The organism is Pseudomonas sp. TH07 (assembly GCF_016651285.1).
Lineage (GTDB): Bacteria > Pseudomonadota > Gammaproteobacteria > Pseudomonadales > Pseudomonadaceae > Aquipseudomonas.
Window position 1 is genome coordinate 4,696,349 of record NZ_JAEKED010000001.1, and the last position, 15,732, is coordinate 4,712,080.

Annotated in this window: 1 protein-coding gene (running past one end of the window); it reads left to right on the forward strand. The window is 68.4% G+C overall.

Translation table 11 applies throughout. From position 1 onward, the window contains the following. On the forward strand, window positions 1–15,732 hold the 5' portion of the coding sequence (locus JFU57_RS21775; protein WP_201130737.1) for a non-ribosomal peptide synthase/polyketide synthase. It continues 7,062 nt past the right edge of the window; the window shows 15,732 of its 22,794 coding nt (coding positions 1–15,732); it begins with the start codon at window positions 1–3; its stop codon lies beyond the right edge, outside the window.

Below are 15,732 nucleotides of genomic sequence, written 5' to 3' on the forward strand. Positions count from 1 at the left end.
ATGCACTTCAGCGAATTGATGGCAGTTCTTTCCACCCTGGCGATCCGTCTGCAAATGGAGGACGGCGATCTGGTTATCCTGGGTGATGACGCCGCGCTGGATGATGAGCTGTGGGACAGCCTGGTCCGGCACAAGGCGCAGTTGCTGGAGCTGGTGGCCGAGCATGCCGGCGACTGGTCGAGCCCGGCCTTTCGCATCACCCCGGACATGCTGCCGCTGGTGGACCTGGACCAGGCCGCCATCAAGCGTATCGTCGCCACTGTGCCGGGCGGTGCGGCCAACGTGCAGGACATCTACCCCCTGGCGCCGTTGCAGGAAGGCATGCTCTACCATCACCTGTCGGCGCAGCAGGGCGACCCCTACGTGCTGCAGACGCGCTTCGCCTTTGACTGCCGTGCGCGTTTCGAGGCCTTTGCCCAGGCGTTGCAATGGACCATCGACCGCCACGACATCCTGCGCACCGCCATGGCCTGGGAAAGTCTGGACTCGCCGTTGCAAGTGGTCTGGCGCCAGGCGCGCCTGGTGTGCGAGGAGATCGTCTGCGATCCCCTGGCCGGTGAGGTACTGAGCCAGTTACAGGCGCGCCACGATGCCCGCCACTACCGCCTGGACCTGCAACAGGCGCCTCTGTTGCGCCTGGTGTTTGCCGAAGACCCGGCCCGGCAGCGGGTCGTCGCGCTGCTGTTGTCGCACCACACCATCCTCGATCACAGCGCACTGGACGTGGTGCGCGAAGAGATCCTGGCCCATATGCAGGGCCGCGCCGGGGAGGTTCCGGTGGCGGTGCCGTTTCGCAATTACCTGGCCAAGGCGCGCATGGGCCAGAGCGATCAGGTGCACGAAGCGTTCTTCCGCGACATGCTCGGCGACATCGACGAGCCGACCCTGCCATTCGGCCTGCGGGACGTGCAGGGCGACAGCCACATCATCGACCACCTGCGGGCGCCGCTGGACAGCGCCCTGAGCCTGCGCCTGCGGGATCAGGCGCGGCAGCTCGGGGTCAGTGCGGCGAGCCTGATGCACCTGGCCTGGGCTCTGGTCCTGGGCCAGCTCTGCGGGCGCGACGTAGTGGTGTTCGGCACCGTGCTGCTCGGCAGGATGCAGGCCGGCGAGGGCGCGGATCGGGCCCTGGGGATGTTTATCAATACCCTGCCACTGCGGGTCGACCTTGGCCACCTCGACGTGCGCGCCGGGGTGCGCGCCACCCACGCTCGCCTGAGCACCATGCTCAACCATGAGCACGCGTCCCTGGCGCTGGCCCAGCGTTGCAGTGGGGTCACCGCCTCGACGCCGCTGTTCAACGCCATTCTCAACTACCGCCACAGCGCCGCCGCCGACCTGGCCGAGGTTATCGAGCTGGCCGAAGGCGTGCAGGTGCTGGGCTCCGATGAAGGCAGCAACTACCCGCTGACGTTCAACGTCGATGACCTGGGCGAAGGTTTCACCCTGACCCTGATGGTCGAGCGTTCGATTGGCGTGCAGCGCATCACCGACTACCTGCACACCACCCTGCAGCATGTGGTGGAGGCCCTGGAACAGACTCCGAGTCTGGCCTTGCGCGAGCTGTCGATGGTGCCCGAGGCTGAGCGCGAAAGCCTGTTGCGCGGGTTCAATGCCCACCAGTTGCCGTTCCCCAAGAGCCAGGCCGTGCACCGCCTGTTCGAAGCCCGGGTGGCGAGCCAGCCCGACGCCGTGGCGCTGACCCAGGGCGGGCAGGGCCTGAGTTATGGCGCATTGAATGCCCAGGCCAACCAGCTGGCCCACCACCTGCTGGACATGGGGGTGAAACCTGATGACCGGGTGGCGCTCTGCGTGCAGCGCGGCCCGGCGATGCTGGTGGGGATGCTGGGTATTCTCAAGGCCGGCGCAGGTTATGTGCCGCTGGACCCGGGGTTGCCGGAGGAGCGCCTGCGCTACCTGCTCGAAGACAGCGCGCCCCGGGCGCTGCTGACCCAGGGCGCGCTGCTGGGGCAGTTGCCGACGCTGGACGTGGCGCTGATCGACCTCGACCACCCGCTGTGGCGCGAGCGACCGTCCACCGATCTGCCGCTGCCGGCCCTGACTTCGGCACACCTGGCCTATGTGATCTACACCTCGGGCTCCACCGGCCTGCCCAAGGGGGTGATGGTCGAGCACCGGACCCTGGAAAACCTGGTGCACTGGCACAACCAGGCCTTTGACCAGCGCCCGGGCAGCCAGGTCTCCAGCGTTGCCGGTTTCGGCTTTGATGCCATGGCCTGGGAGGTCTGGCCGAGCCTGTGCGCGGGGGCGACCCTGCACCTGCCGCCCCGGGAGATCGGCAATGAAGATATCCAGCAACTGCTGGCCTGGTGGCAGGCGCAGCCGCTGGAGGTGAGCTTTTTGCCGACCCCGGTGGCCGAGTACGCCTTCAGCCAGCACCTGCAACACCCGACCCTGAAGACCCTGCTGATCGGCGGCGATCGCCTGCGCCAGTTCAACCAGGGCCAGACCTTCGCCGTGATCAACAACTACGGCCCCACCGAAGCCACGGTGGTCGCCACTTCGGGCACGGTCCAGGTCGGCCAGGCGCTGCATATCGGCCGGCCGATTGCCAATGCTCAGGTCTACCTGCTGGATGAGCAGTTGCGCCCGGTGCCGGTCGGGGTTGCCGGCGAGCTGTACATCGGCGGCGCCGGGGTGGCCCGGGGTTACCTGAACCGGCCGCAGATGACCGCGGAGCGTTTCCTCGACGATCCGTTCAGCAACCAGCCCCGGGCGCGCATGTACCGCACCGGCGACCTGGCGCGCTGGCTGGCGGACGGCACGCTGGACTACCTGGGGCGCAATGACGACCAGGTGAAAATCCGCGGCATGCGCATCGAACTGGCCGAAATCGAGGCGCGGCTGGCCCTGCACCCCGAGGTCGAAAGCGCAGTGGTCCTGGCCCGGGAAGATGGGCCGGGGCATAAGCGCCTGGTGGCCTACTATCGGCCGCAGCTGGCGCCGTCCGACCTGGATAACGAGGCCCTGCGGGCCTGGCTCCACGAGCAGTTGCCGGAATACATGCTGCCGGTGGCCTATGTCGCGCTGGCCGACTGGCCCCTGACCGCCAACGGCAAGCTCGACCGCAAGGCCTTGCCGGCCCCGGGGCTCGAATCCTTTATCAGCCGCGATTTCGAAGCGCCCCTGGGGCCGGTGGAAACGGCCCTGGCGCAGATCTGGAAGGAGGTGCTCAAGGTCGAACAGGTCGGGCGGCATGACAACTTCTTTGAACTGGGCGGGCATTCACTGCTGGCGGTGAGCCTGATCGAGCGCATGCGCCAGGTCGGCCTGGGCGCCGATGTGCGGATCCTGTTCAGCCAGCCGACCCTGGCGGCCCTGGCGACGGCGGTGGGCAGCGGGCGCGAGGTCGAGGTTCCGGCCAACCGCATTGCCCTCGACTGCCAGCGCATCACCCCGGACCTGCTGCCGCTGCTGGAACTGAGCCAGGAGGGCATCGACCTGATCGTCGCCAGCGTGCCCGGCGGTGCGGCCAATGTGCAGGACATCTACCCCTTGGCGCCCTTGCAGGAGGGCATTGTGTATCACCACCTGGCTGCCGGGGAGGGTGACCCCTACCTGTTGCAGACCCGTCTGGCGTTTGACAGCCACGAGCGCTTGCAGGTGTTCGCCGGGGTCTTGCAACAGGTGATCGGGCGCCACGATATCCTGCGCACTAGCGTGCTCTGGGAAAACCTGGAACACCCGCTGCAAGTGGTCTGGCGCCATGCCGAGCTGGTGCTGCAAGAGCTGACGCCGGACCCGGCGAGCGGGGATGTGCTGGAGCAGTTGCAACAGCGCTTCGATGCCCGCCATTACCGCCTGGATATCACCCGTGCACCGCTGATCCGTCTGGTGCACGCCTGGGATGCGGCGCAGCAGCGGGTGGTGGCGATTCTGCTGTTCCATCACCTGGCCATGGACCACGCCGCCCTCGAGGTGGTGAGCCAGGAGATGCAAGCCCTGATCAGCGGCCAGGGTGCCAGCCTGGGGGCCGCTGCGCCTTATCGCAACTACGTGGCCCAGGCGCGCCTGGGGGTGAGCCAGGCCGAGCATGAGGCGTTCTTCCGGCAGATGCTCGGCGATATCGACGAGCCGACCCTGCCGTTTGGCCTGCAGGATGTGCAGGGCGACGGGCAGCCTATCGAGGAGGCCGCGCGCGCCCTGGAGCCGGCCCTGAACCGACGCCTGCGGGAACAGGCGCGAAGCCTGGGGGTGAGTGTGGCGAGCCTGATGCACCTGGCCTGGGCCCAGGTCCTGGGGCAACTCGGCAACCGCCGGGATGTGGTGTTCGGCACCGTGCTCCTGGGGCGGATGCAGGGCGGCGAGGGCGCCGACCGGGCCCTGGGCATGTACATCAACACCTTGCCGCTGCGGGTCGAAGTCGGCGCCGTGGCGCCACGGGCTGCGGTCAAGGCCATCCACGCCCGGCTCAGCGCGCTGCTGGGGCATGAACACGCGTCCCTGGCTCTGGCCCAGCGGTGCAGCGGGGTGACGGGGGCGGCGCCGCTGTTCAGTGCCTTGCTCAACTACCGCCATAGCCAGGCCGGCACCCAGCCCCAGGCCGGACCGCAGCTGTGGGACGGGATCGATGTCCTGGGGGGCGAAGAGCACAGCAACTACCCGCTGACCCTGAGCGTCAACGACCGTGGCGACAGCTTTGGCCTGAGCGTGCTGAGCCAGGCGCCGATTGATCCGCAGCGCATCTGCGGCTACATGCACACCGCCCTGGAACACTTGGTGCAGGCCCTGGAGCAGGGTTCGGCGGTCACCCTCGACCAGCTGTCGATCCTGCCGGTGGAAGAGCGCCAACAGCTGTTGCACCAGTTCAACCCGAGCCCTGCGCACTACCCGCGCGGGCAGACCATTCATGGCCTGTTCGAAGCCTGCGCGGCCGCCATGCCCGAGGCCCCGGCCGTGATCCAGGGCGCGCACAGCCTGAGCTATGGCCAGCTCAACCAGAGTGCCAATCAACTGGCCCACCAACTGCTGGCGCTGGGAGTGCAGCCTGATGATCGGGTGGCGATCAGTGTGCGCCGTGGCCCGGACATGCTCCTGGGCCTGCTGGCGATTCTCAAGGCCGGCGCCGCCTATGTACCGATCGACCCGGCGCTGCCGGACGAGCGCCAGCACTACCTGCTGCAGGACAGCGCCCCGGTGGCGCTGTTGACCCAGGGCGAATGGCTCGGGCGCTGGGCAGCGACCGCGTTGCCACTGATCGACCTCGACCAGCGGCACTGGCTCGGCCAGCCCCGCAGCAATCCGCAACTTGCCGGGCTGACCCCGGCGCACCTGGCCTATGTGATCTACACCTCGGGTTCCACCGGCCTGCCCAAGGGGGTGATGGTGGAGCACCGGACCCTGGAAAACCTGGTGCACTGGCACAACCTGACCTTCGACCAACACCCGGGCAGCCAGGTCTCCAGCGTCGCCGGTTTCGGCTTCGACGCCATGGCCTGGGAGGTCTGGCCGGCCTTGTGCGTCGGTGCGACCCTGCACCTGCCGCCGGCCGAGGTCGGCAATGACAACCTCGAACTGCTGCTGGCCTGGTGGCAGGCGCAGCCGCTGGAGGTCAGCTTCTTGCCGACCCCGGTGGCCGAGTACGCCTTCAGCCGCCAACTGCAACACCCGACCCTGAAGACCCTGCTGATCGGCGGCGACCGCCTGCGCCAGTTCAGCACGGCCCAGACCTTCGCCGTGATCAACAACTACGGCCCCACCGAAGCCACGGTGGTCGCCACCTCGGGCGCGGTCCAGGTCGGCCAGGCGCTGCATATCGGCCAGCCGGTGGGCAATGCCCGGGTTTACCTGCTGGATGAACAGCAGCGCCCGGTGCCCCAAGGCGTGGTCGGCGAGCTGTATATCGGGGGCGCTGGGGTGGCGCGGGGTTACCTGAACCGTCCGCAGATGAGCGCCGAGCGCTTTATGGCCGACCCTTTCAGCGCTGAACCCGAGGGCCGCATGTACCGCAGCGGTGACCTGGCGCGCTGGCGCGCGGACGGCAACCTTGATTACCTGGGGCGCAACGACGACCAGGTCAAGGTGCGTGGGGTGCGCATCGAACTGGGCGAAGTCGAGAGCGCCCTGGCCAGCCACGCCGGGGTCAAGGAGGCGGTGGCGCTGGTGCGTGACGCGCGGCTGGTGGTCTATTTCACCGAGCAGGCCGAACAGCTGGATATCGAGCAACTGCACGCCCATCTGCAAGGCCGCCTGCCGGACGCCATGGTGCCGGCAGCCTACGTTCGGCTCGACGCGCTGCCGTTGACCGCCAATGGCAAGATCGACCGCAAGGCCTTGCCCGAGCCGGGAGCGGATGCGCTGCTCAGCCGTGGCTTCGAGGCGCCCGAGGGCGCGGTGGAAATGGCCTTGGCGCAGATCTGGAAGGAGGTGCTCAAGGTCGAACAGGTCGGCCGCCATGACCACTTCTTCGAGCTGGGCGGGCATTCGCTGCTGGCGGTGAGCCTGATCGAGCGCATGCGCCAGGTCGGCCTCGGCGCCGATGTACGCATTCTGTTCAGCCAGCCGACCCTGGCCGCCCTGGCGGCTGCCGTGGGCAGTGGGCGTGAGGTCGAGGTCCCGGCCAACCGCATTGCGCCCGGTTGCCGGCACATCACCCCGGACCTGCTGCCACTGCTGGACCTGGACCAGGCCGCCATCGAGCGGATCGTCGCCGCCGTGCCGGGAGGTGCGGCCAATGTGCAGGACATCTACCCCCTGGCGCCGTTGCAGGAAGGCATCCTCTACCACCACATCACCGCGCAGCAGGGCGACCCCTATCTGCTGCAAACCCGCCTGGCCTTTGACAGCCTGCAACGCCTGCAAACTTTCGCCGGTGCCTTGCAGCAGGTGATCGAACGCCACGACATTCTGCGCAGCGCGGTGTTCTGGGAGGGCCTGGACACCCCGGTGCAGGTGGTGCTGCGCGAGGCCCGGCTGGTGGTGGAAGAGGTGGTGCCGCAGGTGGCGGACGCTGATGTGCTGCAACAGCTCGGCGCGCGATTCGACGCCCGCCACCATCGCCTGGACCTGAGCCGTGCGCCGCTGATCCGCCTGGCCTACGCCCAGGACCCGGCACAGCAGCGGGTGGTGGTGCTGCTGATGTTCCATCACATCGTTCTCGACCACACCGCCTTCGACGTGGTGCGCCAGGAAATGCAGGCCTGCCTTCTGGGCCAGGCCCGGGAGCTGGGGCCGGCGATGCCTTATCGCAACTACGTGGCCCAGGCGCGCCTGGGCGTCAGTGACGAGGAACATGAAGCGTTCTTCCGCGAGATGCTTGGCGATATCGACGCGCCGAGCCTGCCGTTCGGTTTGCAGGATGTGCAAGGCGATGGGCTTGCCATGGAAGAGGTGCGGCACCGGCTGCCCGCCACCCTGAGCCAGGGCTTGAGGCGCCAGGCGCGTCTGCTCGGAGTCAGTGTCGCGAGCCTGATGCACCTGGCCTGGGCCCGGGTGCTGGCGGTGGCCAGCGGCAACCAGCAGGTGGTGTTCGGCACCGTGCTGGTGGGGCGCATGCAGGGCGGTGAGGGGGCCGACCGGGCGCTGGGGATCTTTATCAATACCTTGCCGCTGCGGGTCGATGTCGGTGAGCAGGATGCCCGCGCCGGGGTGCGCGCGGTGCACGCGCGGTTGAGCGCGCTGCTCGGTCACGAGCACGCGTCCCTGGCTTTGGCCCAGCGTTGCAGCGCAGTGGCCGCGCCGCTGCCGCTGTTCAGCGCGATTCTCAACTACCGGCACAGTGCCGGCGCGGCAGCGCCGCTCGACGCGCACCCGGCCTGGCAAGGCATGCAGACCCTGGCCCATGACGGGCGCAGTAACTATCCCTTGAGCCTGAACGTCGATGACCTGGGCGACGACTTGCAACTGGGCGCCATGACCGTGCAGCAGATCGGCGCGCAACGGGTCTGCGGGTACATGCAGACCGCCCTGGAATCCCTGTTGCAGGCCTTGGAGCAACGCTCGCCCATGGCCCTCAAGCGCCTGCCGATCCTGGCACCGGCGGAGCACGCGCAGTTGCTGCACGGCTTCAACGGCAGCGCGCTTGAATGCAACCTGGAACAGACGGTGCACGGCCTGTTCGAAGCCCAGGTGCAACGCACCCCGGATGCGCCGGCCCTGCAATCGGGCGCGCAATGCCTGACCTACGCTGGGCTCAATGCCCGGGCCAATCAGTTGGCCCGGCATCTGCGTGACATCGGGGTCGGCCCGGATGTGCCGGTGGCGATCTGCATCGAGCGCAGCCTGGAGCTGGTGGTCGGCCTGCTGGCGATCCTCAAGGCCGGCGGTGCCTATGTGCCGCTGGACCCGGCCTATCCGCCGGAGCGCCTGGGCTACATGCTGCACGACAGTGCGCCCGCGGCGCTGCTGGTACACGGCGCGACCCGGGGCTTGGTGCAGTGGGCTGAGGGGCCGCTGATCGACCTCGAGCAAGCGGCCTGGCAGGCGCCTGCGCCAAGCCACCCGGACAGCGCCGATCTCCAGGTGCCGGGCCTGACTGCACGGCACCTGGCGTATGTGATCTACACCTCCGGCTCCACCGGCACGCCCAAGGGGGTGATGGTGGAGCACCGCGGGCTGGTCAACCTGCTGCACTGGAGCTCGGGGCTGTGCCCTGGCGCGGCGCAGGGCAGCCTGTTGCAGAAAACCCCACTGAGCTTCGACGCTTCGGTCTGGGAGGTGTTCTGGCCGCTGACCTCGGGCATGCGCCTGGTGCTGGCGCGCCCGGACGGGCACCGCGAGCCGCGCTACCTGGCGCAGTTGATTCGCGAGCAACGGATCTCGGTGATCCAGTTCGTGCCGGCCATGTTGCAGCTGTTCCTGGAACTGGACGAGGTCAGCCAGTGCAGCAGCCTGACCGATGTGTTCTGTGGCGGCGGCGAGCTGGGCGCGACCCTGGCCCGGCGCTTCCAGGCACGCCTGCCGGGGGCGCGGTTGCATAACGTCTACGGCCCGACCGAGGCCACGGTGGACAGCACGGTCTGGACCCTGGAGCCCGGGGCTACGGTGCCGGCGCTGCAACTGCCGATCGGCCGGCCGATTGCCAATACCCGCCTGTACGTACTGGACGCCGAGGACCAGCCGGTGCCGGTCGGCGCCAGTGGTCAGTTGCACATCGGCGGCGCCGGCGTGGCCCGGGGTTACCTGGGGCTGCCGGGGCTGTTGGCCGAGCGATTCATCGACAGCCCGTTCGTGGCCGGCGACCGCCTGTACCGCACCGGCGACCTGGTGCGCTACCACGCCGACGGCAACCTGGAGTTCCTCGGGCGCAACGATTTCCAGGTCAAGCTGCATGGCTTGCGTATCGAGCTGGGGGAAATCCAGGAACACCTGGAGCGCTACCCGGGGATCAGGCAAGCGGTGGCGCTGGTGCGCGAAGACGTGCCCGGCGACAAGCGTCTGGTGGCCTACTTCAGCACCCACCCCGAGAGCACCGTGCCCGAGGTCGAGGCCCTGCGCCAACACCTGTTGCAGCAGTTGCCGGAGTACATGGTGCCGGGGCTGCTGGTGCCGCTGCCGGCATTGCCGCTGACGCCCAACGGCAAGCTGGATCGCCAGGCACTGCCGGTGCCGGATTCGTCGGCGCTGCTCAGTCGCGCCTATGAAGCGCCCCAGGGCGAGATCGAAACCGTCCTGGCGCGGATCTGGGCTGAAGTGCTCAAGGTCGAGCAGGTGGGACGCCACGATCACTTCTTCGAATTGGGCGGGCATTCACTGCTGGCGGTGAGCCTGATCGAGCGCATGCGCCAGGTCGGCCTCAGCGCCGATGTGCGCATTCTGTTCAGCCAGCCGACCCTGGCCGCCCTGGCGGCTGCGGTGGGCAGCGGGCGCGAGGTCGAGGTCCCGGCCAACCGCATTGCCCTCGGCTGCCAGCGCATCACCCCGGACCTGCTGCCGCTGCTGGAGCTGGACCAGGACGCCATCGACCTGATCGTCGCCAGCGTCCCCGGCGGTGCGGCCAATGTGCAGGACATCTATCCCCTGGCGCCCTTGCAGGAAGGCATCCTCTATCACCACCTGATGGCCGAGCAGGGCGATCCGTACCTGTTGCAGTCGCAGATGGCCTTCGACAGCGTCGAGCGCCTGCAGCTGTTCGCCCGGGCCCTGCAACACGTCATCGAGCGTCACGATATCCTGCGCACCAGTGTGCTCTGGCAAGGCCTGGAACAACCACTGCAGGTGGTCTGGCGTCACGCCGAGCTGCACCCGCAGGAAGTGGTGCTGGACGCGGCGGATGGCGATGTACTGGGTCAGTTGCAGCAGCGCTTCGATGCCCGGCACTACCGCCTGGACATGACGCGCGCGCCGCTGATCCAGCTGCTGTTCGCCAAGGACCCGCAACAGCGGAGGGTGGTCGCCACGCTGTTGTTCCACCACCTGGCCATGGACCACACCGCGCTGGAAGTGGTGGGCCATGAACTGAGCGCATTTCTCGCCGGGCAAGGCGCGACCCTGGGCGCGGCGGTGCCTTATCGCAATTACGTGGCCCAGGCACGGCTGGGGGCCAGCGAGCAGGAACACGAGGCGTTTTTCCGCGACATGCTGGGGGACGTCGACGAGCCGACCCTGCCATTCGGCCTGCAGGATGTGCAGGGCGACGGGCGTGATATCGAGGAAGTCAGCCAGCGGCTGGAGGCCGACCTCAGCGGGCGTATCCGCAGCCAGGCGCGGGGGCTCGGGGTGAGTGCCGCGAGCCTGTTCCACCTGGCCTGGGCCCGGGTGTTGAGCGTGACCAGCGGCCAGCGGCACCCGGTGTTCGGCACCGTGCTGATGGGCCGCATGCAGGGCGGCGAGGGCGCCGATCGGGCCCTGGGGATGTTTATCAATACCTTGCCGCTGCGGGTGGATATCGACGCCACCTCGGTGCGCGACGGGGTGCGGGCGACCCATGCCCGGCTCAGCGCACTGCTCGGCCACGAGCATGCGTCCCTGGCCCTGGCCCAGCGCTGCAGCCAGGTGGCGGCGCCGCTGCCGCTGTTCAGCGCCATGCTCAACTACCGCCACAGTGCCCAAGCGCAGTCGGTTGCCCAGGCGCCGTGGCAGGGCATCCACACCCTGGCCAGCGAAGAGCGCAGCAACTACCCGCTGAGCCTGAACATCGATGACCTGGGGCAAGACTTCCGCCTGAACGTGATGACCCCGGCGCGAATCGGCGCCGAGCGCGTGTGCGGTTATATGCGCACCGCCCTGGAAAGCCTGGTCCAGGCCCTGGAGCAGGCACCGCACAGCGCCGTAGAGCAGCTGTCGATCCTGCCGGCCGCCGAGCGCCGGCAACTGCTGGGTGCCGGCCATGGCAGCCGCGAGCACTATGCCGTCGAGCAGACCCTGCATGGCCTGTTCGAGACCCAGGTGCTGCGTACGCCGGACGCGGTGGCGGTGCGCGTCGACGCGCTGCAACTGAGTTATCGCCAGCTCAACGCCCGGGCCAATCAGGTGGCCCATCGCCTGTTGGGCCTGGGCGTACAGCCGGATGATCGGGTGGCGATCTGCGTCGAGCGCGGGCTGGAGATGATCGTCGGCCTGCTGGGGATCCTCAAGGCCGGCGCCGGTTATGTGCCGATCGATCCGGGCTACCCCGGAGAACGCATCGCCTACACCCTGGCTGACAGCGCTCCGCTGGCGCTGCTGGTGCAGGGCGCGACCCAGGCCCTGGTTGGCGAGTGCCCGGTGCCCCGGATCGACCTCGACAGCCATGCCCTGCGCGACGAGCCGCAGCACAACCCGCAGCTGCCGGGGCTCAAGGTCGAGCACCTGGCGTATGTGATCTACACCTCGGGCTCCACCGGCCTGCCCAAGGGGGTGATGGTCGAGCACCGCCAGGTGACCCGGTTGTTCGCGGCGACCCAAGGCTGGTTCGGCTTCAACCGCCGTGATGTGTGGGCGCTGTTCCACTCCTTTGCCTTCGACTTCTCGGTCTGGGAAATCTACGGCGCGCTGCTGCACGGCGGGCAGTTGCTGGTGGTGCCGCAACGGATCAGCCGCTCACCGGACGAGTGCTATGAACTGCTGTGCGACGCGGGGGTGAGCATCCTCAACCAGACCCCGAGCGCGTTCCGCCAGTTGATCGCGGCCCAGGGTCGCAGCGACCGCAAGCATTCCCTGCGCCAGGTGATTTTCGGTGGCGAAGCCCTGGACCCGGGCATGCTCAAGCCCTGGTACGAGCGCGTCGGCAACGCCGGCACGCGCCTGGTGAACATGTACGGCATCACCGAGACCACGGTGCACGTGACCTATCGCGCCCTGGAAGCCGCCGATGCCCTGGTGCCGGGTGTCAGCCCGATAGGTGGACCGATCCCCGACCTGCAGCTGTACCTGCTCGACCCGCAGCGCGAACCGGTGCCGGTGGGGGTGGTCGGCGAGCTCTATGTCGGCGGCGCCGGGGTGGCCCGCGGGTACCTGAACCGCGAGGCCTTGAGCGCCGAGCGCTTTATCGCCGACCCGTTCCACGCAGGCTCCGGCACGGTTGCGGGGCGCCTGTACAAGACCGGTGACCTGGGCCGCTGGCTGGCCGATGGCAGCCTTGAATACCTGGGACGCAACGACGACCAGGTGAAGATCCGCGGCTTCCGCATCGAGCTGGGGGAAATCCAGGCCCAGTTGGCGGCCTGCGAGGGCGTGCGCGAGGCCCTGGTCATCGCCCGCGAGGACGAACCCGGCGAACGACGCCTGGTGGCCTACCTGATTGCCGAGGACGGCCATGGGCCGAGCGCCGCGCACTTGCGTGAGCAACTGCTGGGCACCCTGGCCGAATACATGCTGCCCAGTGCCTTTGTCCTGCTGCCGGCCTGGCCCCTGACTGGCAACGGCAAGCTGGACCGCAAGGCGTTGCCGATGCCCGATGACGCGGCACTGGCCCGACGCGGCTACCAGGCCCCCCAAGGCGAGGTGGAGCAGCGGATTGCCAGCCTGTGGCAAGACCTGCTCAAGGTCGAGCGGGTCGGGCGGCATGACAACTTTTTCGAGCTGGGCGGCCATTCGCTGCTGGCGGTCAAGCTGATGGAACGCATGCGCCAGGCGCAGTTGCGGGCCGATATCCGGGTACTGTTCAGCCAGCCGACCCTGGCGGCCCTGGCGGCGGCCGTGGGCGGGGAGCCCGAGGTGCAGGTGCCGGCCAACCTGATCGGCGCCACCTGCACCGCGATCACCCCCGATATGCTGCCCCTGGCCGACCTCGACCCGGCGGCCATCGAACGTGTGCTGGAGCGGGTGCCGGGCGGTGTCGACAACGTGCAGGATATCTACGCCCTGGCGCCGCTGCAGGCGGGGATCCTCTATCACCACCTGAGCAGTCAGGCCGGCGATCCGTACCTGCTGCAGTTGCAGCTCGGCTTCAGCGGCCTGGCGCAGGTCAAGGCCTTTATCGACGCCCTGCAAGGGGCGATTGCCCGGCATGACATCCTGCGCACCAGCCTGGTCTGGGACTGCCTCGACGAGCCGGTGCAGGTGGTCTGGCGCCAGGCGCCGCTGGCTGTGGAGCGGGTCGCGAGCGACCCGCAGGACGCCGATGTGCTGGGCCAGTTGCAGCAGCGCTTCGACCCCCGGCATTACCGCCTCGACCTGGGGCAGGCTTCGATGATGCGCTTTGCCTACGCCCGGGACGAAGCCCATGACCGGTGGCTGGGCGTGTTGCTGCTGCACCATATCTTGCTCGACCACACCTCGTTGGCGGTGCTGGTGCAGGAAATGAGCGCCAGCCTCGGCGGCCAGGCTGGGCACTTGGCGCCGCCGGTGCAGTACCGCAACTACGTGGCCCAGGCACGCCTGGGCGTCAGCCAGCACGCCCATGAAGCGTTCTTCCAGCAGATGCTCGGCGATATCCATGAGCCGACCCTGCCGTTCGGCCTGCAGGACGTGCAGGGCGACGGCAGTGGTGTCCAGGAGTCGCACCTGGCCCTGGAACCGGCCCTGTGCCGGGCCCTGCGCGAGCAGGCAAGGCGGCTCGGGGTGAGCGCCGCCAGCCTGGTGCACCTGGCCTGGGCCCAGGTGCTGGGTCAGGTTTCCGGTCAGGACGAGGTGGTGTTCGGCACCGTGCTCCTGGGGCGGATGCAGGGCGGCGAGGGCGCCGACCGGGCCCTGGGCATGTTTATCAATACCTTGCCGCTGCGGGTCAGCGTCGGTGCGCTGACGGTGCTCGACGGCGTGCGCGCGACCCATGAACGGCTGGCGCAATTGCTTGGCCACGAGCACGCGCCCCTGTCCCTGGCCCAGCGTTGCAGCGGGGTGCCAGCGTCCACGCCGCTGTTCAGCACCTTGCTCAACTATCGCCACAGTGCGCCGGGCGCGGAGGTCGGCAACGGCCCTTCGATGTGGGACGGGATCGAGGTGCTCAACGCCCGTGAGCGCAGCAACTACCCGCTGGTGCTTAACGTCGATGACCTCGGCGAACTGTTCGAACTGACGGTCCAGGCCCTGGCCGAGGTGGAAGGTGCGCGGATCGGCGAGTACATGCGCTGTGCCTTGCACAACCTGGTGCACGCCCTGGAGCAGGCCCCGGCCACGCCGTTGCAGCAGTTGTCGATTGTCGCCCCCGCCGAGCGCGAGCGGGTGCTGCACGGCTTCAATGCCACGGCCCGGGCCTACCCGGCGCAGCAGACCGTGCACGGGCTGTTCGAGGCCCAGGTGCAGGCCAGCCCGCAAGCGGTGGCCGCGGTGCACGGCGAGCAGGTGCTCAGTTATGCCGAATTGAACCGGCGGGCCAACCGCCTGGCCCATGGGTTGTTGCAGATGGGCGTGCAGGCGGGGGACCGCGTGGCGATGCTATTGCCGCGTTCGGTGGGGTTGCTGGTCAGCCAGTTGGCCATCAGCAAATGCGCGGCGGTCTATGTGCCGCTGGACGTCAACGCCCCGGCCGAGCGCCAGCTGTTTATCCTGGCGGACAGCGCGGCGCGGCTGTTGCTGACCCAGAGCACTGAAGCCCTGGCGTGCCCGACGCAGCGTATCGACCTGGACCGCCTCGACCTCGAACACCTGCCAAGCCACAACCCGGACCTGGCGCAGTCGTCCGAAAGCGCGGTGTACCTCATGTACACCTCGGGTTCCACCGGCACTCCCAAGGGCGTGCTGGTGCCGCACCGCGCGGTCAGCCGCCTGGTGCTGAACAACGGCTATGCCGACTTCACCCCGCAGGACCGAGTGGCCTTTGCCTCGAACCCGGCCTTTGACGCCAGCACCCTGGAAGTCTGGGCACCCTTGCTCAATGGCGGGCGAGTGGTGGTGGTCGACCAGGACGTGGTGCTGTCCAGCCAGGCCCTGGGAGCGCTGCTGCAACAGCAGAAAGTCAGCGTGTTGTGGATGACCGCCGGCCTGTTCCAGCAGCATGCCGATGGCTTGCTCGGCGCGTTCCGCCAACTGCGCTACCTGATGGTCGGTGGCGATGTGCTGGACCCGAGCGTGATTGCCCGGGTGCTGGAACACGGCGCGCCCCGGCACCTGCTCAATGGCTACGGTCCGACCGAGGCCACGACTTTCTCCACCACCTTCGAGATCAAGGCCGTCGCCGCCGGTGGCATTCCCATTGGCCGGCCGATCGGCAACAGCCGCGCCTATGTACTGGATGCCCGGCAGCAGCCGGTGGCGGTGGGCGTGGTCGGCGAGCTGTATATCGGTGGAGCGGGGGTGGCCCTGGGTTACCTCAACCAGCCGCAACTGACGGCGCAGATGTTTATCGTCGACCCCTTTGCCGACGCCCCTCAAGGCTTGATGTACCGCACCGGCGACCTGGCCTGCTGGCGCGCC